Genomic DNA, 21,380 nt, shown 5'->3' with positions numbered 1-21,380 from the left:
ACCGGGCGGTGCGCCGGGGGCCGTGGCGGGAGTCCCGCGGGTGCTGCCGGGAAGGGGGCGGGTCAGAATTCGTAGCCGGGCGGCGGCCCCGGCTCGGTGGACGTCCAGACGCTCTTGGTCCAGGTGTAGAGATGGACGGCGTCGGGCCCGCCCTCGCGGCCGTACCCCGACCGGCCGACCCCGCCGAACGGCACACTGTCGGAGAGCATCCGGTACGTGTTCAGCCAGACCGTGCCCGCGCGCAGCCGGCCCGCCATCCGGTGGGCCCGCCCCAGGTCCGTGGTCCAGACGCCCGCCGCGAGGCCGAAGTCGGTGGCGTGGGCCAGCTCCACCGCCTCCTCCTCGGTGTCGAACGGCATCGCCGCCAGCACCGGACCGAAGATCTCCTCCCGCATCACCGTCATCTCCGGGTCCACCCCGGTGAAGAGCGTCGGCGGTACGTAGAAACCGTTCGCGAGCCGCTCGTCGTCCGGCACCGGGGCGGCCGCCGCCCGGACCGCGCCCTCGGCGAGACCCGCCTCGACCATCCGCAGCGTCTTGTCCCGCTGCGCCGCGGTGACCTGCGGCCCCACCTGCACGGACCGCTCCCGGGGATCGCCGACCCTGAGCCCCGCCACGGCCTCCCGCAGCCGGGCGACAAAGGGTTCGTACACCTCCCGCTGGACCAGCAGCCGGGAACCGGCGATGCACATCTGGCCGGTGGCGCTGAACGCCCCCAGCAGTACGGACGCCAGCGCCCCGTCCAGGTCCGCGTCGGCGAACACGATCTGCGGCGACTTGCCGCCCAGCTCCATCGCGGTCGGCGTGAGCCGGGCCGCCGCCTCGGCGGCGATCACCCGCCCGGTGCTGTCGGCACCGGTGAACACGATCAGATCGGCGCGCGGGTCCGACACCAGGGCCCGGCCGGTGTCGGCGCCCCCGGTGACGATCTGCGCCACCCCGTCCGGCAGCCCCGCCCCGGCGAGCACCTCCGCCAGCATCAGCGCCGTCAGCGGGGTCTCCTCGGCGGGTTTCAGCAGGCTGACATTGCCGAAGGCCAGCGCGGGGGCGATCTTCTTGGCGGCGAAGACATAGGGGACGTTCCACGGGATGATCCCGACGGCCACCCCGTACGGCTCCCGCCGGGTGTAGGTGTGGAAGGGGCCCGGGACGTCCAGGGTGTCCCCGGTGACCTTGTCCGCGAGCCCGCCGTAGTAGGCGAAACAGGCGGCGGCGCGGGTGGCCTCGCGCCGGGTGTCCTTGAGGAGCTTCCCGGTGTTCAGGGTCTCGGTGCGGGCGAAGTCCTCCACCCGGCTGTCCAGCAGTTCGGCGGCGCGGAGCAGGATCCGGCCCCGGCGCTCGGCGGGCATCGCGCGCCAGTCGTCGAACGCGGCGCGCGCGGAGTCGTAGGCACGGGCGACCGCGTCCGCGGTCATCCGCTCGGCGCGCCCGATCGGCCGCCCGTCGATCGGGCCGACGATCACGGACTCGGCGGGCCGCGGCGCCGGAGCGCCGGGCTCGTCGCCCGTTCCGCTGTCGGTGCTGTTGGTACTGCCGGTGGTGCCGGTGGTGCCGTTCGGGCCGCCGGAAGCGGCGGGGGCCGCGGGGCCGCGGGAGCGGGTGGTGGCGGAGGCCACGGGGACGGGCGGTACGGGGGTGGGCATACGGTCTTCCCTTCAGTGTTCCGCGAGCAGCCGGCCGGCGCCCTCGACCCGGTCGGTGATGCCGTGCGCGCGCAGGGCCGTCCAGAGGGTGGCGGTGTTGATCGCGACCACCGGCAGGGCGAGCCGTTCCTCCAGCTCGGCGGCGAGACCCGCGAACCAGAGGTTGGTGCCGACCTGCACGATCGCGTCGGGTCCGGTGGCCGCCAGCTCCATGACGACGGGAACGATCTCCTCCTCGCCGACCTCGGCGATCTGGGTGGCCGAGGTGCAGAGCAGCGACCGCAGTCCGGTCACGGTGAACCCGGCTTCGGTGAAGTAGCGCCGCACCTCGGCGTCGTTGACCGGACGGTAGGGACTGAGGACCGCGATCCGCCGGGCGCCCAGGGCCCGCAGCGCCGCGGTGCAGGCGGTCGATCCGGCGGTCGCGGGCACCCCGGCCAGGGCAGCGACCTCCGCCTCGTACTTCAGGGCACCCTCGGTCCCGCCGTAGAAGGTGGGGGCGGACATGCCGAGCAGTACCCGGTCCGGCCGGCAGGTGAGCACCGAGCGCAGGGCCCCGGGCACACCCCGGCGGACGTCGGCGAGCAGCCGGGTGGTGTCGTCGTCGCTGGCCACGGACGGCGCGGGGACCAGCATCCGGCCGGTGTGGACGACGACCCCGGGCGGGGCCAGCGCCTGGTACTCGGCCTCCACCACGGTATTGGTGGAGGGGACGAGGACCGCGAACCCGGCCCGCCGGCCGCCGATCCTCAGCACGGCAGCAGACCCTGTCCGCGGACCGCGCGCAGCATCGACGCGTCCAGCAGCCAGTCCCGGGCCTTCGCCGGGTCGGCCGCGGTGGCCGCCAGTTCCCGCTGGGCGGCGAGCCTGCGCTCCGGGTCCTTCTCGCCGAGCGCGCGGGCGTTGCGGTCGGTGATGACCTTGACGTATTCGAGGGCGGTACGGCGCCGGCGGTCCGCCCAGGAGTCGAGTGCCTCGTCCGTCCAGGGCGCGGAGCCGTCCCCGGCCGGGCCGCCGGGGCGCAGCGCCGCCGCGAGGGCGAAGGCGTCGTGGATGCCGTTGTTCATGCCCATCCCGCCGATGGGGCTGTTGATGTGCGCGGCGTCGCCGATCAGCAGCACCCGGCCGGCCCGGAAGCGTTCGGCGACCCGCTGGTGGACCGAGTAGAGCTGGTGGTGGAGAACGCGGTACGGCTCCGGGCGGGCCACGACGCCCTGGAGCATCCGCTCCCACTCCGCCGGGTCGGTGATGTCCTCCCGTACGGGGAAGAGCACCCGCCAGGCGTCCGGGGCCCGCAGCAGGACGACGTACTCGTCGGGGTCGGAGATATAGGCGACCTTCTCCAGTCCTTCGAGATGGTCCTCGAAGGGGAAGTCGGTCAGCAGGACCAGATAGCGGTCCTCGTAGGTGAAGCCCTCGAAGCCGATGTCCAGGGCCTGCCGGACGGCGCCGGGCGCGCCGCCCGCGTCGATCAGATGCCCGGCCGTGGTGATCAGGGGCCCGTCGGGGCCCTCGGCGCAGACCACGGCCCCCCGGTCGTCCTGGGAGACCCCGAGCACCCGGTGCCCGAACCGGACCCGGTCGCCGAGCCGGTCCAGCAGCAGGGCGCAGAGCTTGTGCTGTTCGGCCTGGAGCCGGAAGGGGAAGCCGGTGTCCCGGGCCAGGACCGCGTGGTCGAAGTCGGCGACGAGCCCGCGTTCGCGGTCCCGGTGCTGGTAGACGGGGGCCTTCAGACCCTGGGCGATCAGGGGTTCGGCGAGCCCGAGCCGGTGGAGCAGGTCGAGGGTGGGCGGATGGAAGGTGGAGGCCCGCGGCTGGGTGCTGATCGCGTCGGCGGCTTCGAACACCTCGACGGACAGACCGTGTTCGGCGAGCAGAAGAGCGGTGGTCAGGCCCACGGGGCCCGCACCGGCAACAAGGACATCTGGCATGATTGCCTCCCAGTTGTTAGGGGATAAAACAACTTTGCCGACAGGCCGTCAATACCTTTGGCCGAATGAGTCCGGCCGAAAATCGGGGGGCCGGGCGGGGTTTCGTGGCGTGAATCCGCCGCGCGGGTGCCTGTGCCGGTAATGAACAGGCAGTGGAACGGTGGGTGTTCAGGTTCCCGAGAGCAGTCGGCGGGCGGAGCGCACCACTGCTTCGTCGATCAGCCGGCCGTCGGCGTCCAGGCCGACCGCGGCCCCCGACGCCAGCGCCCGCTCATACCGTTCGACCAGGTCACGGGCGCGGGCCAGTTGGCCCTCGTCCGGTGTGAAGACCTCCTTGACGACCGGCAGTTGTGCCGGATGGATGCAGGCGCGGCCCCGGAATCCCAGTCTGCGGAAGGCCAGGGTCGACCGTCGCAGCGCTTCGGTGTCCCGGACGTCCGTGCTCACCGGCGCCGGGGGTGGTACGAGCCCGGCGGCCGCCGACGCCAGCACGATCCTGGAGCGCGCGTACAGCAGCTCCAGCCCCTCCGGGCCCGGTTCGACGCCGAGTCCGGCCCGCAGGTCCGCCTCGCCGAGCTGGAGCCGGACCACCCGGGGCGCCCGGGCGATGCCGGGCGCCGCCAGTACGCCCGCCGCCGATTCGATCAGCGCGACGATGCCGAAGGTGCCCGAGGGCAGCCCGTACCGCTCCTCGGCGGCCCGCAGCGGGGCCCCCAGTGCGGCCGGCCCCGCGGCCGAGTCCGTTTTCGCCGCGACCACTCCGGCGACCCCGGGCACCGTCACCGCGGCGGCGTCCTCGATACCGGCGGGCCCCGGATTCACCCGTACCCAGATCCTCGGTACGGCTCCGGGCGCGGCCCGCGCCAGCCACGCGGCGACATCGGCCCGGGCTCCCGCCCTCGCCTCCGGCGGTACCGCGTCCTCCAGGTCCACGATGATCTCGTCGGTGTCGAGACCGAGGGCCTTCTCCCGTTTGCGGGGCGCGTCGCCGGGGACGTACAGCGCGGACCTCACGGCCCGCCCCGGTGGCCGGGGCGCCCGGGGAGCCGCCGGTCAGCCGCGGCGCAGATAGCGGCCCGAGGGCTCATCCGCGACCTCCGGTCCGCCGTCGCCGAGCCGGTACGCGATCCGTCCGCCGACCACCGTCGCCACCGGCCAGCCCCGGACCCGGACGCCCTCGAACGGACAGTGGTCCTGGCCCGAGAGCAGCAGCTCGGACCGCACCTCGCGCTCCAGTTCCAGATCGACGACCGTGAAGTCGGCGTCGTAGCCGACGGCCAGACTGCCCTTGCGGCCCCAGAGGTTGTACGCCCGGGCCGGCCGGGCCGAGACCAGCTCGGCAATCCTGGTCAGCGGGATCCCCCGGCGGTGGTGCCCCTCGCTCAGCAGTACCGGGTAGAGCAGCGCGCTGCCGCCGAACCCGGGCCGCGCGGGCCAGAGTTCGTCCCCCTTCTCCTCCTCCATACAGCAGGCGTGGTCCGAGGCGACCCAGTCGACGGACCCGTCCCGGACCCCCTCCCAGAGCCGTTCGGCGTCCCGGGCGGTACGGATCGGCGGATTCACCTTGCCGCCGAGCCCGCCGCGGGCGTCCAGCGTCTCGTGGTCGAGACAGAGATGGTGGAGCGTGACCTCGAACCGCATATCGGTGCCGTACCGGCGGCGCGCGGCCAGCGCCGATTCCAGCGCCTCGGTGCTGGAGAGATGGAGCAGATTGACCGGGGCGCCCGCGTGCGCGGCCAGGGTCGCCGCCTCGCCGATGGCGACCTCCTCGGTCAGCGGGGGCCGGCCGTCCGAGTAGGCCCGCAGATTCTGCGGCGCCCCGCTCGCCCGCACCCGGTCGATGAACACCCGCATCAGCTCGGCCTGTTCGCAGTGGAGCGAGAGCGAGAGCCGCAGCTCCGGATGGTCCGCTTGGGTGCGGGCGAGCTGTTCGAGGATCAGATAGAGATGCCCCAGGTCGTACTCGTCGCCCATGGTGAAGGACCGGGCGTCCCGGCTGTTCGCCGCGAGGTCGAAGCCCTTGTAGAACATGTAGTACTTGAACGAGGTGATCCCGTGGTCGGCGACCAGGGACGGGATCTCGGAGATCTGGTCGACGGTCATCGGCGCCAGATGGAAGCCGTAGTCGGTGTAGGAGCGGCCCGCCACCGCGGCCAGCACCTCGGGGAAGATCTCCTTGTAGGGCCCGGTGCGGTTCAGATAGTGCTGGCCGGTGCGGAAGTACGAGAGCACCGAGGTCACCCCGCCGACCAGCGACGAACGGGTCTCCTCAGCCGCGTCCAGCCCGAGATCCCGGTAGATGCCGAGGTGGTAGTGGGCGTCCACGGCGCCGGGGAGCACCGCACGGCCCGCGGCGTCCAGCACCTCGGCCGCGTCGGCGGCCGGCAGATCGTCGCCGATGGCCGCTATCCGGCCGCCGGAGACCGCGAGGTCGGCGCGGACCTCACCGTGGTACGGGATCACCAGTCGGCCGTTCTTGACGAGCAGGTCGTATCGAGTCATACGGATCGGGCCGGTCAGGAAGAGCCGACCGGCCATCACCTCCTCCGTGGTGAAGGGCCGCTGCTGCCGGGCCTGTTCCAAAAAACGTAACGCCGTTCTACATTCAAGCGCCAGGGTCATGACCGAGAATTCGTAACGGCGTTCCGTCCAGCGGAACGGACCCGCAGTCCAGGACCGTCCAGGAACAGCTCGTCCCCCGGGAGGACCGATGGCTCCGCCGGCACCGCTTCCGCATCCCGACACCCCCCGTCCACCCGCCGAACCGGAATCACATCCAAAGCCGCGGCAGAAGCTGCGACCGGAACCGCATCAGGACTCGAACGCACAGATGGAAAGGGGTCCGACCCCCGAACCGGAGCAGCACCCGACCAGTCGGCCCGACCTGGAACCGGACCCTTGGCCCAATCCGGCGGCGACGCCCGCGGGCCCGCTCGCCGGGACCGTCGTCCTGGACCTGGCGACCCTGTTCGCCGGGCCCCTCGCGGCCACCGTCCTCGGCGACTTCGGCGCGGATGTCATCAAAGTCGAGCATCCGGCCAAGGGCGACCCGTCCCGCACCCACGGCCCCGCCAAGGACGGACACGGCCTCTGGTGGAAGATGCTCGGCCGCAACAAGAAGGCCGTCACCTGCGATCTGGGCACCGGGGAGGGCGCGGAGCTGCTGCGCTCCCTCGCCGCCGACGCGGACGTCCTCATCGAGAACTTCCGCCCCGGCACCCTGGAGCGCTGGGGGCTCGCCCCCGAGGACCTCCAGCGGCTGAACCCCCGGCTGGTGATCGCCCGGGTCACCGGCTTCGGCCAGTTCGGGCCGTACGCCCGCCGCCCCGGCTTCGGCACCCTCGCCGAATCGATGAGCGGGTTCGCCGCCGCCACCGGCGAACCCGACGGCCCGCCCACCCTGCCGCCCTTCGGTCTCGCCGACGGCATCGCCGCACTGACCTGCGTCAATGCCATCCTGATGGCCCTACGGCACCGGGACAGCGGCGGCCGCGGCCAGATCGTCGATCTGGCCATCATCGAACCGCTGGTCACCCTGCTGGGCCCGCAGCCGATGATCTGGGACCAGCTCGGCCGGGTCCAGGAACGTACCGGCAACCGGTCCGCCAACAACGCCCCCCGCAACACCTACCGCACCCGAGACGGCCGCTGGGTGGCCGTCTCCACCAGCGCGCAGAACATCGCCGAACGCGTGATGCGGCTCGTCGGCCGGCCCGAGGTCATCGCCGAACCCTGGTTCGCCGGGGGCGCCGGGCGCGCCGCCCACGCCGACCTCCTCGACGCCCACGTCGGCGACTGGATCGCCGCGCGCGACGCCGCCGAAGTCGTCACCGCCTTCGAGGAGGCCCAGGCCGCGGTCGCCCTCGTCTACGACATCCGGGACGTCTTCGACGACCCCCAGTACCGGGCCCTGGACACCATCACCACCGTCGACGACCCGGACCTCGGCCCCCTGCGGATGCAGAACGTCCTCTTCCGGCTCTCCGAGACCCCCGGTTCGATCCGCAGCACCGGAGCCGCCCTCGGCGCCCACAACGCCGAGGTCTACGGCGAACGGCTCGGCCTCGGCCCCGACGACCTCGACCGACTCCATGCGAAGGGCGTCATCTGACGATGCGTACGATCGACCTCGCCCAGCCCCTGCGGCGCGGCATGCCCCAGTCGCCCAACCACCCCCCGTTCCGGATGGCCCTGGAACGCCGCCACGGCGATCTGCGGCGCCCCGACGGCGGCTCGGCCGCCAACGAGATCATCGTGATGGGCGGCCATGTCGGCACCCATGTCGACGCCCTCGCCCATGTCTCCCAGGACGGTCTGCTGTACGGGGGAGCGCGCCCCGCCGACATCAGCGACCACCTCGGCTTCGCCGCCCTGGGCATCGACACCTTCGAGCCGTACGTCGGCCGGGCCCTGCTGCTCGACGTCGCCGCCGTACACGGAGTGCCGGTCCTGCCCGCCGGATACGAGATCACCCCCGGCGATCTGGAACGCGCGGCCGCCGGACTCGACCCCCGCCCCGGCGACGTCCTCCTGATCGGCACCGGCTGGTCCCGCCACTGGGCGGACGCCGACACCTTCACCGGCCGGGAGAAGGGGGTGCCGGGGCCGGGGGAGGCCGCGGGCCACTGGCTGGCCGGACTGCGCCCCCGGGCGGTCGGCGGCGAGACGATCGCCTTCGAGCACCTGGCCCCGGGCCGCGGCCACGCCACCCTCCCCGTACACCGGATCCTGCTGGTCGAATCGGGTATCAACATCGTGGAGACCATGAAGCTCGGCGAACTCCTCGACAGCGGGGCACGGGAGTTCACCCTGGTGCTCAACCCGCTGCCGGTCGTCGGCGCGACCGGCGCCCCGGTCCGCCCGCTCGCCCTGCTGCCGGACCCGGAGCCCGGGCCCGTGCCGGAGCCCGTGTCGGCCCCGGACCCGGAACGGGACCCGGGCCCGGAGCCCGGACGGAGAACGGCAGCAGGGCCGGACCCGTCCCTCCCCCCGGCCCCGGGTCCGTTCCCGAGCGGGTCCCCGTCCCCGGCGCCGGGTGCCGCGCCCCCGGCGTCCGCCGCGCCCGGCCCGGCGGCTGCCGGTCCGGGCCGCGGGTCACGGCCCCCTTCGGCAGCTCCGGACGTGCCGGCCGGAGACGTTCCGGCCGCGGATGTCCCGCCGGACGTCCCCGGCGCCCCGGCGGACCGGCCCGGCACGGCCGGGGGTGACCGGTGATGACCGCGAACCCCCGTACGCCCGCCGCCCCGGCGGAACCCGTCCCCGCCCCGCCCGGCGACCACGCCGACTCCCGTACCGCGGTCCAGCGGCTGGCCCGGTTCGCCGTGGACTGCCGGGACCGGGGGCTGCCCGCCGAGGTCGCCGGCGATATCACCGGCCGGATCCTCGACGTCGTCGGCAACTGCCTCGCGGGCCGGGCCGAGGGGGGTCCCGCGCAGGCGGTGCTGAACACCGTGCGCGCCATGGGCGGCAGCCCCGTGGCCGGTGTCCTCGGCGAGCCCGGCCGGTTCCCGGCGGCCCAGGCCGCCCTGGTCAACGGCACCCTCGCCCATACCCTCGACTTCGACGACACCCACCTCCCGTCCGTGCTGCACCCCAGCGCGTCCGTGGTGCCCGCGGCCCTCGCCGCCGCCGAGGAGACCGGGGCGAGCGGCGCCCGGCTGCTGGCCGCCGTCGCCGCCGGGACCGAGATCTGCAACCGCCTCGGCATGGCGTCGTACGTACCCGGGATCCGCAACTCCCTCTTCTTCGAGAAGGGCCAGCACGCCACGTCCATCTGCGGCACCCTCGGCGCCGCGGCCGCCGCCGCCCTGCTCCACGGACTCGGCGAGGAAGGCGTCGCCGACGCCATCGGCATCGCCGCCAGCATGGGCGCCGGAATCCTGGAGGCCAACCGCACCGGCGGCACCGTCAAACGGATCCACTGCGGCTGGGCCGCCCACTCCGGAGTGATGGCGGCGGCCCTCGCCCGGGCCGGGATCACCGGCCCGCCGACCGTCCTCGAAGGCCGCTTCGGCTTCTTCCGGGCCTGGCTCGACGGCACCTGCGACAGCGAAGCCCTGCTCGGCGGCCTCGGCGAGCGCTGGGAGACCCTGCGGACCGTCTACAAGCCCTACCCCTCCAACCACTTCACCCACCCCGCCGTCGACTGCGCCCTCGCCCTGCGCGCCGAGGGCCTCGACCCCGGCGACATCGTCTCCGCCGAACTGGGACTGGCCGCGCCCGTACTGCGGACCGTGGCCGAACCCCGGGACCAGAAGATCCGGCCCTGTACCCCCTACCACGCCAAGTTCTCCGGCCCGTTCACCGTCGCCACCGCCCTGCTCGGCGGCGGCGGACTCGGCATCCACCTCGACGACTTCACCCCCGAAACCCTCGCCGACCCCCGGCGGCTGGACCTCGCCGCCCGGGTCACCTGCTTCGCCGACGACCGGGCGGGCGAGATCTTCCCCACCGCCTTCGCGGCCGTCCTGAGGGTCCGCACCCGGGGCGGCGCGCTGCTGGAGAAACGCGTCGACTCCTCCCGCGGCGGCCCGGGGCATCCGCTGAGCCGCGCCGAGCTGCTGACCAAGTTCCTGCTCAACGCCGAGCGCGGCACCACCCCGGAACGTGCCCGGCAACTCGCCGAGGCCGTAGGCTCGTTGGCCACGGCACCCGATGTCCGGGCACTGTTCGGCTGAGACCCCGCGGCGCCGCGGACGGAACCACGTTCCTATGATCGGAATGCACTCCGGCCGGTCCGGGACCACCGCGGCGGACGCCGCGGTCCCGGACCGGCCGGGCCCGGGCGGCACCCGCCGCGCCGCGCGGAAACCGTCCGGACACCAGACCACGACCGCTCCACGGGCAGGGGACGCGCATGCCGACCGAGACCTCCACCGACACCCCGACCGCGGCCACGGCCGCCGCGCCGACCCCGGCCGCGACGCCCCGCGGCTCCGCGGGCGGCAGCCAGAGCGCGTCCACCGTCGAACGCTCGGCCGATGTCCTGCTGCTCTTCGCCGAACCCGGCGCCGTCACCCTCGGCGTCACGGAGATCGCCGACCGGCTGGGACTCTCCAAGCCCACCGTCCACCGGATCCTGACCTCCCTGCGGCTGCGCGGCCTCGTCGAACTCGACGAGGACACCCGGCGGTACGCCCTCGGGCTCTCCACCATGCGCCTCGGACTCGCCTACCTCGACCGCATCGACGTCCGCCGCCTCGCCGCCCCCGAACTCACCCGCCTCTCCCGGCTCAGCGACGAGACCGCCACCCTCTCCATCCGCACCGGGGACAGCCGGGTCTACGTCGACCAGGTCACCCCCGCCCGGGAGGTCATCATGGCGGTCCGGCTGGGCGTGCCCTACCCGCTGCACGCGGGCGCCTCCTCCAAGGCCTTCCTGGCCTTCCTGCCCGACGACGAGATCACCGCCTATCTGGACCGGGCCCCGCTCACCCGGCTGACCGACGCCACCCCCGCCGATCCCGAAGCCCTCCGCAAGGACCTCACGGCCATCCGCCGCCGCGGCTACGCCCGCTCCAGCGGCGAACGCCAGCCCGGCTCCTCCTCCGTCGCCGCACCCGTCCTCGACCACCACGGCCGGCCGGCCGGCGTGATCAGCATCAGCGGCCCCCGCGAACGCTTCCGCAAAGAGGCCGGACGCTGCGCCGAAGCCCTGCTGGAGACCGTGGGACGGCTGTCGGCGCAGTGCGGATACGGCGCGGAGCGGGCCCCGGGTACCCGCTGACCACCCGGCGGCGGGCCCCGCCCGGACGGGCCCGCTCCGGTCGCCGGACCAGGGGCCCGGGGGAACAATGGTGCCGGTACGGGCATAAAACGATGCGGCGGGCGCCCGGCGGGCGGACCCCGGCCCGGTGACGCCCGGCGGAGGGATGATCGCCGTGACGACTTCGCCCTTCGGGTCCGGGGACCCGTTCTCCGATCTGTTCAACCGGTTCTTCGGGATGAGCCCGGCCGCCTCCCCGCCCGCGGTCCAGCGCGTCCCCATCGGCCGGCTGCTCAGCGACTCCGCGCACGAGCTGCTGGCCGCGGCCGGCGCCCGCGCCGCCGAGGACGGCTCCGACCTCGACACCCCGCATCTGCTGTGGGCCGCGACCCGGGTGCCCGCCGGACGGCAGGTACTGGAGCACGCCGGGGCCGACCCCGACCGGCTCGCCGAGGACGTGGCCCGCACCCTGCCCTCCGGCGACGGGGACGAGGAACCCTCCCTCACCCCCGCCGCCAAACGCGCCCTGCTCGCCGCCCATGCCCGGTCCCGGGCGGCGGGCGCCTCCTATATCGGCCCCGAGCACATCCTCGCCGCCCTCGCCGAGGACCCCCGCTCCGGACTCGCCGCCGCCCTGGGCGCCGAAGGCGTCGCCCCCGGCGCACTGGCCGGCACCCCGCCCCGCCCCACCGGCCGGGGCGAGGGCCCCGGGCCTGCCGGGGACGGCGGCGAAACCCCCACCCTCGACCAGTACGGCCGCGATCTCACCGAGGAGGCCCGCGGCGGCCGCCTCGACCCCGTCGTCGGCCGCGCCGAGGAGATCGAGCAGACCGTCGAGGTGCTCTCCCGGCGCACCAAGAACAACCCGGTGCTCATCGGCGACCCCGGCGTCGGCAAGACCGCCATCGTCGAGGGACTCGCCCAGCGGATCGTCGCCCAGGAGGTCCCCAAGGCGCTCCGCGACCGCCGCGTGGTCTCCCTCGACCTCCCGGGGCTGGTCGCCGGATCCAAGTACCGCGGCGAGTTCGAGGAACGGCTGAAGAAGGTCATCGACGAGGTCACCGCCGCCGACAAGAGCGTCATCCTCTTCATCGACGAACTCCACACCGTCGTCGGCGCCGGTGGCGGCGGCGAGGGCGCCATGGACGCCGGGAACATCCTCAAACCCGCGCTCGCCCGCGGCGACCTCAGCGTCGTCGGCGCCACCACCATCGACGAGTACCGCAAGCACATCGAGAAGGACGCCGCCCTGGAACGCCGCTTCCAGCCCGTCATGGTGCCCGAACCGACCGTCGACGAGACCGTGCAGATCCTCCGCGGCCTGCGCGACTCCTACGAGGCACACCACCAGGTTCGCTTCACCGACGAGGCCCTCGACGCGTCCGCCGCGCTCTCCGACCGCTATCTCACCGACCGTTTCCTGCCCGACAAGGCCATCGACCTGATGGACCAGGCCGGGGCCCGGGTCGGACTGCGGAACGTCGGCGGCCCCTCGCCCACCGCGGAGCTGGAGGACCGGCTCACCAAACTCCGCCGGGAGAAGGACGAAGCCGTCGGCGCCGAGGACTACGAACGCGCCGGAAACCTCAAGAAGAGCATCCGGGAGGCCGAGAAGGAGATCGCCGAAGCCGGGCACGAACGGGACAAGGCCGCGAGCGTCACCGCGGACGACATCGCCGAAGTGCTCTCCGCCCGTACCGGCATCCCCGTCTCCCAGCTCACCGAGACCGAACGCGAACGGCTGCTCAAGCTGGAGGACTCCCTCCACGAACGCGTCGTCGGCCAGGAAGAGGCCGTCACCGCCGTCGCCCAGGCCGTCCGCAGAGGCCGGGCCGGGATGGGCGACCCCGACCGGCCCACCGGCAGCTTCCTCTTCCTCGGCCCCACCGGCGTCGGCAAGACGGAACTGGCCAAGGCCCTCGCCGAGCTGCTGTTCGGCGACCCCGACCGGATGGTCCGCTTCGATATGAGCGAGTTCCAGGAGCGGCACACCGTCTCCCGGCTGGTCGGCTCGCCCCCCGGCTACGTCGGCTACGACGAGGCCGGACAGCTCACCGAGGCGGTGCGCCGCAAACCGTACAGCGTCGTCCTCTTCGACGAGGTGGAGAAGGCCCACCCCGATGTCTTCAATCTGCTGCTCCAGGTCCTCGACGACGGCCGGCTCACCGACGCCCAGGGCCGTACGGTCGACTTCCGCCACACCGTCGTCATCATGACCAGCAATATCGGCTCCCAGCGGATCCTGGAGCACCACGGCGAGGTCGCCGCCATCAAGGACGAGCTGATGAACGACCTCAAGGCACACTTCCGCCCCGAGTTCCTCAACCGGGTCGACGAGGTCATCGTCTTCCACGCGCTGACCCGCGCCGACCTCGTCCATATCGTCGACCTGCTGCTGGAACGCAGCCGCCGCAGGCTCCACGCCCAGCACATCGGCCTGGAGGTCACCGACGCCGCGAAGGAACTCCTCGCCAACCTCGGCTACCAGCCGGAGTTCGGCGCCCGCCCGCTGCGCCGCACCCTCCAGACCGAACTGGACAACCGGCTGTCGACGCTGCTCCTCGACGGCAGCCTCGACCCCGGCGACACGGTTGTCGCCGACGCCGCCGACGGCGAACTGAAGCTCTCCGTGCAGGAGGGCACCGGCACCGGCACCGAGGCCGAGGCCGGAACCCGCACCGGCACCGGCACCGGGGCCGGGACCGAAGCGGCGGAGCCCGCGGCCTGAGACACCGCCCGGCGCGCCTCAGACCTTCCGGGCCCGGCCCGCCAGTACGGCCGCGAGCAGCGGGAAGACGATGAGCAGCGCAAAGGTCGAGCCATAGGCGACCAGCGGGTCGGCGGGCGAGTGCAGCCAGGCGTTGAACAGGGCGGCGGCCAGGCCCATCACCGCTATCTGCCCCAGGTTCTGGGTGGTCTGGAGGGCGCTGCCCGCATAGCCCTGCCGACCGGGCGGGCTGTGGTCCAGGGAGAGCAGGGTGACCGTCGGGGTGAGCATGCCCATCCCGAAGGCCGCGATCACCAGGGAGACTGCGGAGGTGATGGGCGGCGTCGCGGGGAACGCCCCGGCCACCGCCACCACCATGGCGGCCACCATGACGAGCGCGCCGGCCGTGACGGTGCGGGTACGCGGCCAGTGCGTCAGCCGGTGCCCCTGGAGCCAGGCCCCCGCCGCCCAGACGACCGCCGCCGCCGTGAATGCGATACCGGTCTGCACCGGCGCGACCCGGCGCTCGGAGTCCAGCATCAGCGGGACGAACGCCTCCAGGGTGAAGTAGGCGCCCGAGGCCAGCCCGCGCAGCAGGACTGTCACCGGCAGTCCCGGCGCCGCCCGCCAGGTGCCGGGCGGCAGCAGCTTCGGGGCGAACACCACCAGCAGGATCACCCCGGCCCCGGCGCAGACCAGATGCAGGACCTCCCGGCCGGAGACACCGTACTGGCCTAGCGCCGCCCCCAGGCTGACCGCCGCCGCGATCAGCAGCGGCGGCCGGGGTCCCTTCTCCGGCGTCCCGCCCTCCGGCGGGGCGGCGGCCCGGGCCCGGCGGACCAGCATCACCACGATCGCCAGGGCCGGAAGCACATTGAGCACCGCCAGCCCCAGGAACACCGTCCACCAGGACGACCAGGCCACCACCACTCCGGCCAGCGGCGGGCCGATCAGTGAGGGAACGATCCAGCAGGTGCTCATCAGTGCCAGCGCGCGGGGCCGCAGCGAGTCCGGGAAGGACTGCGCGATGGCGGTGTTGACCGCCACCGCGATCATGCCCGCCGCCATCCCCTCCAGAAACCGGCCCGCCGCCAGCTGCCAGATGGTGGTGCTGGTGCCGGAGATCAGCAGGGTGACCACCGCGAGCCCGACCCCCGCCGCCAGCGGCCGGTACGGCCCCGAGCGGTCCGCCCAGCCGCCCCCGATCACCCCGCCGATCAGACTCGCCGCGACGAAACACCCGGCCACCAGCGGATAGAGCCCGACCCCGTCGAGCTGACGGGCGGCCACCGGCAGGGTCGGCAGCACCGCGAGCGCCGCGAAGCCCTCCAGGAACATCACCACGGCGAAGGTGGCGGTCACGGCGCCGTACCGCCGGGAGAAGAGCCCCTCACCGGGCGGCGCGGCGGACTCCTGCACTGCTGGATCACTGGTCACGAGCGGGGAACGTACAGCGGGCCCGCCGACACGTGCCAGCAAATAAAAAGGCCCCCGGGGGAAGGGGGAGCGGGGCGCAGGCCCGGCGTCCGGCCGCCGGATCGCGGCCGGTGGTCCGGGAGCGGCGGTACGGCGGGGGAGCAGGGCCACGGGCGGTACCGGGCCCGCGCGGTGGGCCGGGCCGGTGGGCCGCGGGAATCCGGTTGGCGCGGCGGACCCGGATCACGTGATCGCCCGTCCGGCGGCCCCCGCTCCGGCGACCGTCCCGCGGGGCGGGGAGCCGTGCCGCGCGGCGAGCGGACCCGCCGGTGCCTCCGGCATGAACTTCGGCCGCCCGCGTGCGGCGGGCGCCTCCGGCTCTCTCGCGTACGGTGCCGCCGCAGCCGGTGCGCCGGTGCCGCCGCAGGTCCTCACCGGCGCGTACGGCCGCACCCCGCTCGGGGCGCTGTGGAACTTTCCCGGCCGGACTCCGCCGCCGGAATCCGGGCCGGGACCGGCCCCGCCGGCCTGGTGGCCGGCGGGGGCACGGACTCAGGCCTGGCGGCTCGTGACCTCGATGAGGTGCAGCCCGAACTGCGTCCGGACCGGGCCCTGGACCTCGTTCAGCGGGGCGCTGAAGACGACGGTGTCGAACTCGCGCACCATCTGGCCCGGGCCGAAGGAGCCGAGGTCGCCCCCGTCACGGCCGGAGGGGCAGGAGGAGTGCTTCTTGGCGAGCTCGGCGAAGTCCGTACCGGCCGCGATCTGCTCCTTGAGCTGCAGCGCTTCGGCTTCCGTCTTCACCAGGATGTGGCGGGCAGTGGCCCTGGCCATGGTGGTTCCCTTCGAGTGAGGCGATCATGAAATGGGTTACCCGGCATGCTATCGAGCCCCACCCGGGCTCCCCCGAAGCGGCCCCACCCGGGCTCCCCCGAAGCGGCCCCGCCCGGGCTTCCGCGACGCGGCCCCGGCGGGCCGGGACCGGCCCGGCGCCCCGGGCCGTCCGGCTGCCCCGGCCCGGCACCCGGCCCGCCGGCGGGGATCACCGGTCACGGCGCCGCGCCGGGCTTCGGCATCGGGTCGTCGTTCTCGACGACCACCCATCCCTCCTGGGCCCCGACGGCCGCGTTCCGTACCGCCTTGACGTACGCCGTCTGCACCCGGTCGTGGCCGTAGCGCGTGTCGCCCTCGACGGTGACCGGCACATCGATGGTGTTCGTACCGGGCGCGACGGTCACCACCGTGGAGACCACCTCCTCCCGGTCGGACGCGGCAACGAACAGCCGCACCCGGCCGCTGCCCTTGCCGGAGACCGTGACCGGCACCCGGACCGTCCGGACGCCCGAATCGCCCTCCTTCACCGTGAGCACACCCAGGTCCACCCGGGGCAGCTCCGACACCCGGACGGCGGGGGTACCGGGGCGCCAGCCCCAGGCGTCCATCAGCCAGATCTGCCCCCGCAGGCTCCGCGGCACCAGCTCCAGCGAGCGGATGCTCCCCGTGTCCACCCCGGCCGCGGCCGCCGCGGCCAGCGGGACCCGCACCTCACGGGCCCAGTGGGCGGTGTTCTCCGGGGTGCCCGGCAGGCCGTCGATCCGCACCCCGCCGAGTACGGCCCGCCGTCCCGCCGTATCCGTGACGGCGATGTCCATCCGGTTGTCCCGGAGGTTCGGCGGTACGGCGACGCGCAGCGCCAGCGCTTCGGCGCCCGCCACGGAGACCGGTTCGGGCAGGGCGATGCGGACCGGCGCCGACCGCGGCTTCGACCAGCGGGCCTTCACGGCGTACCGGCCCTCCTCCGGCATGATGCCCCAGAAGGCGAAGTGCGCCGAGAGCCAGTCCGCCGTCTCCCGGTTCTGGCAGCCGGTCCGCCAGTCCGCGGCGATCTGCAGACAGACCTCGCCGTTCGTGACGGAGACCGACCGGTCCGGCACCACCAGGGGTGTCCGGTTCCCGCCGACGGCATGGGTGAGGACCCGGGCGGGAGCGGCCGACGGCGCGCTCCGGCCGGTACCGTCCAGCAGCGGACGGATCCGGTCGTCCCCGCCCGCGAACAGTCCGGCCGCCGCAGCGATATAGGTGTTGCCCGCCTTCTGCTGCTGGACGGCGGTCAGCCGGGTCGGGGCACCGGGCGAGCAGACCCGGTCGCCCCGGACGCCGAAGTCGTCCGCCGCGGGGGCTCCGGTCTGGCCCGGAGTCCACTCGCTGTTGAAGTAGTTGTGGTTGGCGCCGACCAGGTACGCCGCGCTGTGCAGGGCGGTCGCGCTGCCGGAGCCGCGGCCGCCGTCGACGTAGATCTGGCCCTGGAGGTCGGCCACGTCCCCGTCGCAGCCCGGCAGCAGGGTCAGCGACGGGACGTCCGGCGCCGGGTTCTGGCCGAAGAGCGTGGGGCCGATCAGTACGGTGCCGCGGATCCGCCAGGTGACCGGGCCGCGGTAGCCCTCCTCGGCCGCGGGCGGCCGGTGCAGGCTGTCGAGCGCGGCGCGGTTGACGCCCTCGCCGCCCCGGGAGTGCCCGACCAGCAGGACCCGGGAGAGGTCGGCCGGAGCCGCCCGGCGCACCGCGTCCGGCGCGGTGGCGGACGGCGTCCCGCCGCGCGACCACTCCGCCCAGCGGGCCAGATGGTGCCGTACCAGCGACGAACGGGCCTGGGCCCCCTTGTCCTGGGCGCCGCCGTCCTGGGCGTTGATGCCGTTGGCCGAGACGGAGACCGTCACATAGCCCTGGGACGCCAGCAGCCGCTGGGTGTGCAGATAGCCGCGGTGGCTCAGGATCGGCCGGGTGCCCCGCGGACAGGGCCAGGTCACGATCGCCTCGTCCGCGGGTGTGCTTCCCGGGGCGTAGCAGGTGGCGTGCCGGCCGTGCAGGAAGAGGACCACCGGCCGCTTGCCGGGCGCGCCCGCGGGGGAGACGACGGTGCCCCGCATCTCCACCGGAGTGGAGTAGCCGGGGAGCGGTACGGAGGGGAGGACGTACTCGCCGCCGACCGTCCGGTACGGGCCCGGGGTTCCGGGGTCCACGGCGTTCGCCGGACCCGGGGCGGGGGGCACGGCCGGGGGCGGGGCCGCCCGGCGGGATTCGGCGGCGGCCGCCGCCCGGCCCGCCGCGTCCAGCCTGCGGCCCGAGGCCGTCACCCGGAGGTCGCCGCCCGGTCCGGCGGACGCCCGGTCCACTTCCAGGGTGAACGTCCGCCGCCCGGCGTCGGCCACCGGAAGGCCCAGCAGCCGCTCCCCGGAGTGGAAGGCGATCCTCGCGCCGCCGACCGGCACCGGCCGCGGCGAGGTCCACACCAGCCGGCCCGCCCCGGCGGACCCGGCGGCCGGGGGTATCCAGCGCCAGTCGGGCGGCAGGGCCCCGGATTCGCCGGAGGCCGGGGCCGCGGGGCCCCGGGCGGTGCCGGGCGGCTGGGCGTACGCCGCCCCCGGCGCCGCCGCCGCGAGCGCCAGCACCGCTGCGGCAGCGGTGACCATGCGCGTCACACGGTTCACGGTGATCTCCTCGTTCGTCGCTCACCGCCCGCCGCCGGTCCCCCGTGGTTCGCCGTATCCCGTCCGCGCCGGCCGGCCGCCCGCGAACCCTCTGACACCCCGTGAGAACCGCGTCGGCGCGCGGACGTTCGTCGCCCTCGGAGGACGGGCGGCGGAGCCCCGCGGTTGCCTGCCACCGGGGGATATCCCCGCCGGGGCGCCGGGGCGGGACGGGGGAGGGGCGTACCGGCTGTGGGATCCTGCCCGAAGAACGGGATCCCGGGTACGGCGCTCCCGGGCCCGGTGGAAGGACCGGGCGGCGCGTTCCGGTACGAGGCCGGGGCGGCGAGCGAGGACGCGGCGGCGGAAAGGGGCCGGAGATGACGGGGGAGCAGAGCGGGCACGCCCCGGACGCGTCGGGGGAGCACGGTATGTACGAGGTCCACGAGGCCGACGGGGCGGAGCGGCGCGGCAGGACGCGCCGCCCCTACCCCGAGGAGGTCCCCCTGGTCTCCCGGGTCGCCGGGGCGCTGGAATCCCTCGGCGCCGAGGACCCCCGCTTCGAGGTACGGGCCACCGGCGGACCCAGCTGGCTGGCCGAATGGGACGGCGAGCTGGGCGGCTCCGGCGTATGGATCGCCTTCGAGGGGGCCGGCTCCGACGCCGAGGGGGTCCGGCTCTTCCTGGACCGGTGGACGTTCGAGTTCGTCCCGGCCGCCGATCTCCCCGGGCTGCTGCTCGCCGCCTTCTCGGGCCGGGCCGCGATCACCGTGGAGCGCCGGCTGTTCCTCCGGCGGCTCGACGTCCTCACGGTCACCGTCGGCGAGCGGACCTACAGCACCGGCGAGGGGCACGACCCGGACCGCCGGTGGAGCCCCTGGGAGGACGGCCTCAGGGCGGCGTGAACCGTACCGCCGCCCCGGTCGCCGGTGGCCTCAGTTGCGGCGCAGCAGATAGGTGTCCATGATCCACCCCTTGCGCTCGCGCGCCTCGGCCCGCAGCGTCTCGATCCGCTCCGACACCTCCGCGAGCGGCCCCTGCACCAGGATCTCGTCCGGGGTGCCGACGTACGCGCCCCAGTAGATATACGCGTCCTGGTCCAGATGGCGGGTGAACGCGGTCCGGGCGTCCAGCATGACCACCACGTCGTCGGCGCCCTCCGGCCAGCCCTCCGCGAGCCGCCGCCCGGTGGTGATCTGCACCGGGCGCGCCACCCGGTTGAGCCCCGTCCGGTGCCGGGCCAGCAGCGCCGACACCGAGCTGATCCCGGGCACCACCTCGTGGTCGAAGGCGACCGTGCCGCGGGCGGCGACCTCCTCCAGCGACCCCAGGGTGGAGTCGTAGAGCATAGGGTCGCCCCACACCAGGAACGCCCCGCACTCGCCGTCCGCGAGCTGCTCCGCGATGAACTCCTCGTACAGATCGGCCCGGCGGGACCGCCAGTCCTCGACGGCCCGGGCGTACTCGGCGGTCTCCCGGTCCCGGTCCGGATCCCGCGCCTCGACCAGCCGGTACGAGCCGGGTTCCCGGTGGGCGTCGAGGATGTCCCGCCGCAGCCCGGTCAGATCCGCCTTCGCCTCCCCCTTGTCGAGTATGAAGAAGGCGTCCGCCGCCTTCAGGGCCTTGACCGCCTGGAGCGTCAGATGGTCGGGGTCGCCCGCACCGATGCCGATCACGTAAATCTTCCTCACACCGCCGAGTCTCCCCCACGGCCCTCCCCGCCCCGCCGGGGGGTACCCGGTGCGGTGACCGGAAGGGTCCACCGGCCCACGGCAAACCCTTCAGGTCACTAGGTGAGGGTCAGCCGGGGTGCCTCGGCCCGCGGGTCGACCGGCGCGGCCCCGCGCGCCAGCCGCTCGGCGAGATCCCGTGCCCAGGCCGCGAGCCCCGACACGTCCACGTCGTACGGATCCCCGTACCCCGCGATCCGCTCCGCCCCCCGCGCCAGCAGCGACGCCCCGCCCGGCGCGTTCCCGCGGGCCGCGTGCGTCAGCCCCACCGCGAGCTGCGCCAGCCCCTGCCAGAGATCGCGCTCCGGCTCCGGCCGGGTCTTCCACGCGTCCTCGAAGACCTCGTGCGCATGGAAGGGCTTCCCCTCGTCCAGCAGCCGCTGCGCCGCCGCCAAGGTCTCCCGGGGCGTCCGCACCACCCCCTCGGCCTGCCGCTCCACCCCCACCCGCCCGTACGGCAGCGGCCGCCCCAGCCCGTCGCGGGGCCGCGCACTGCGGGCGCGCCCGTCACTGTCCCGGTCTCTCGGTGCCCTCTCCACACCCCGGATTCTCCCCGAAACAGCCACCCGCCCGCAGGCCGGAGGCCTGAACCACCCCGCCGAGTGGGGTAAAGTCTTCCCTGCAAGCCCGGCCGGGAACGGCGGGGCAGGCGGACGGGACGTGGCGCAGCTTGGTAGCGCACTTGACTGGGGGTCAAGGGGTCGCAGGTTCAAATCCTGTCGTCCCGACCAGCTCTTGAAGCAGGTCGCAGGCGGTATCGGAGTAATCCGGTACCGCCTTT

General features: G+C 74.3%; 16 protein-coding genes and 1 tRNA gene. 7 read left to right on the top strand and 10 right to left on the bottom strand.

Annotated elements, in window-relative coordinates; translation table 11 throughout:
* Positions 1–62: 62 nt before the first annotated feature.
* The 5 genes from ACWDR0_RS17870 to ACWDR0_RS17850 all read right to left on the bottom strand — a co-directional run bounded on the left by ACWDR0_RS17870 (position 63) and on the right by ACWDR0_RS17850 (position 6,196).
* Entirely contained in the window at positions 63–1,643 is a 1,581-nt protein-coding gene (locus tag ACWDR0_RS17870) for an aldehyde dehydrogenase family protein (protein WP_456352631.1), read from the bottom strand.
* 12 nt (positions 1,644–1,655) lie between these two features.
* Positions 1,656–2,399 carry a maleate cis-trans isomerase family protein gene (locus ACWDR0_RS17865; RefSeq protein WP_456352630.1) on the bottom strand — a complete coding sequence of 248 codons (744 nt, stop codon included), beginning with the start codon at positions 2,397–2,399 and terminating at the stop codon, positions 1,656–1,658.
* The gene (locus ACWDR0_RS17860) at positions 2,393–3,574 is read right to left on the bottom strand and encodes an FAD-dependent oxidoreductase (protein ID WP_456352629.1); all 1,182 of its coding nucleotides are present in this window, start codon (positions 3,572–3,574) and stop codon (positions 2,393–2,395) included. The genes ACWDR0_RS17865 and ACWDR0_RS17860 overlap by 7 nt, the downstream gene beginning before the upstream one ends.
* 168 nt (positions 3,575–3,742) lie before the next feature.
* Positions 3,743–4,588 (bottom strand): HpcH/HpaI aldolase/citrate lyase family protein, encoded by an 846-nt coding sequence (locus tag ACWDR0_RS17855; RefSeq protein ID WP_456352628.1) that lies wholly within the window; start codon positions 4,586–4,588, stop codon positions 3,743–3,745.
* A 39-nt stretch (positions 4,589–4,627) separates the two neighbouring features.
* Complete coding sequence (locus ACWDR0_RS17850; protein ID WP_456352627.1) at positions 4,628–6,196, bottom strand: dihydroorotase; 1,569 nt, start codon at positions 6,194–6,196, stop codon at positions 4,628–4,630.
* Between the two features lie 208 nt (positions 6,197–6,404).
* Here ACWDR0_RS17850 and ACWDR0_RS17845 point away from each other — a divergent pair, with 208 nt between their 5' ends.
* The 5 genes from ACWDR0_RS17845 (at position 6,405) to ACWDR0_RS17825 (ending at position 14,007) form a co-directional block, all read left to right on the top strand.
* A complete protein-coding gene (locus tag ACWDR0_RS17845) occupies positions 6,405–7,685 on the top strand; it encodes a CaiB/BaiF CoA transferase family protein (protein ID WP_456352626.1) in 1,281 nt (426 codons plus the stop codon).
* A gap of 2 nt (positions 7,686–7,687) precedes the next feature.
* Positions 7,688–8,788 (top strand): cyclase family protein, encoded by a 1,101-nt coding sequence (locus ACWDR0_RS17840; RefSeq protein ID WP_456352625.1) that lies wholly within the window; start codon positions 7,688–7,690, stop codon positions 8,786–8,788.
* Positions 8,788–10,251, top strand: a complete 1,464-nt coding sequence (locus ACWDR0_RS17835) for an MmgE/PrpD family protein (RefSeq protein WP_456352624.1) — start codon at positions 8,788–8,790, stop codon at positions 10,249–10,251. The genes ACWDR0_RS17840 and ACWDR0_RS17835 overlap by 1 nt, the downstream gene beginning before the upstream one ends.
* A gap of 179 nt (positions 10,252–10,430) precedes the next feature.
* Positions 10,431–11,300, top strand: coding sequence for an IclR family transcriptional regulator (locus ACWDR0_RS17830; protein ID WP_456352623.1), 870 nt, complete (start codon positions 10,431–10,433; stop codon positions 11,298–11,300).
* A gap of 154 nt (positions 11,301–11,454) precedes the next feature.
* Positions 11,455–14,007, top strand: coding sequence for an ATP-dependent Clp protease ATP-binding subunit (locus ACWDR0_RS17825; protein WP_456352622.1), 2,553 nt, complete (start codon positions 11,455–11,457; stop codon positions 14,005–14,007).
* 18 nt (positions 14,008–14,025) lie between these two features.
* Here ACWDR0_RS17825 and ACWDR0_RS17820 read toward each other — a convergent pair whose 3' ends face one another.
* From ACWDR0_RS17820 to ACWDR0_RS17810, 3 genes are all read right to left on the bottom strand, one after another.
* Positions 14,026–15,423 (bottom strand): MFS transporter, encoded by a 1,398-nt coding sequence (locus ACWDR0_RS17820; protein ID WP_456352621.1) that lies wholly within the window; start codon positions 15,421–15,423, stop codon positions 14,026–14,028.
* Between the two features lie 531 nt (positions 15,424–15,954).
* Positions 15,955–16,236, bottom strand: a complete 282-nt coding sequence (locus ACWDR0_RS17815) for a peptidylprolyl isomerase (protein ID WP_456352620.1) — start codon at positions 16,234–16,236, stop codon at positions 15,955–15,957.
* Positions 16,237–16,451: 215 nt separating this feature from the next.
* Positions 16,452–18,890 carry a hypothetical protein gene (locus tag ACWDR0_RS17810; protein ID WP_456352619.1) on the bottom strand — a complete coding sequence of 813 codons (2,439 nt, stop codon included), beginning with the start codon at positions 18,888–18,890 and terminating at the stop codon, positions 16,452–16,454.
* Between the two features lie 359 nt (positions 18,891–19,249).
* Between ACWDR0_RS17810 and ACWDR0_RS17805 the strand changes: the two genes are divergently transcribed.
* Entirely contained in the window at positions 19,250–19,774 is a 525-nt protein-coding gene (locus ACWDR0_RS17805) for a hypothetical protein (protein ID WP_456352618.1), read from the top strand.
* A 30-nt stretch (positions 19,775–19,804) separates the two neighbouring features.
* Here ACWDR0_RS17805 and cobF read toward each other — a convergent pair whose 3' ends face one another.
* A complete protein-coding gene (gene cobF, locus ACWDR0_RS17800; protein WP_456352617.1) occupies positions 19,805–20,560 on the bottom strand; it encodes a precorrin-6A synthase (deacetylating) in 756 nt (251 codons plus the stop codon).
* Between the two features lie 98 nt (positions 20,561–20,658).
* Entirely contained in the window at positions 20,659–21,138 is a 480-nt protein-coding gene (locus tag ACWDR0_RS17795; protein ID WP_456352616.1) for a DUF309 domain-containing protein, read from the bottom strand.
* 115 nt (positions 21,139–21,253) lie between these two features.
* Here ACWDR0_RS17795 and ACWDR0_RS17790 point away from each other — a divergent pair.
* A tRNA-Pro gene (locus ACWDR0_RS17790) sits at positions 21,254–21,330 on the top strand.
* Positions 21,331–21,380 lie beyond the last annotated feature (50 nt).

It is taken from the genome of Streptomyces sp. NPDC003691 (assembly GCF_053981115.1).
Note: the sequence above shows the minus strand (reverse complement) of the source record. Positions and strands in the feature narration are given on the sequence as shown.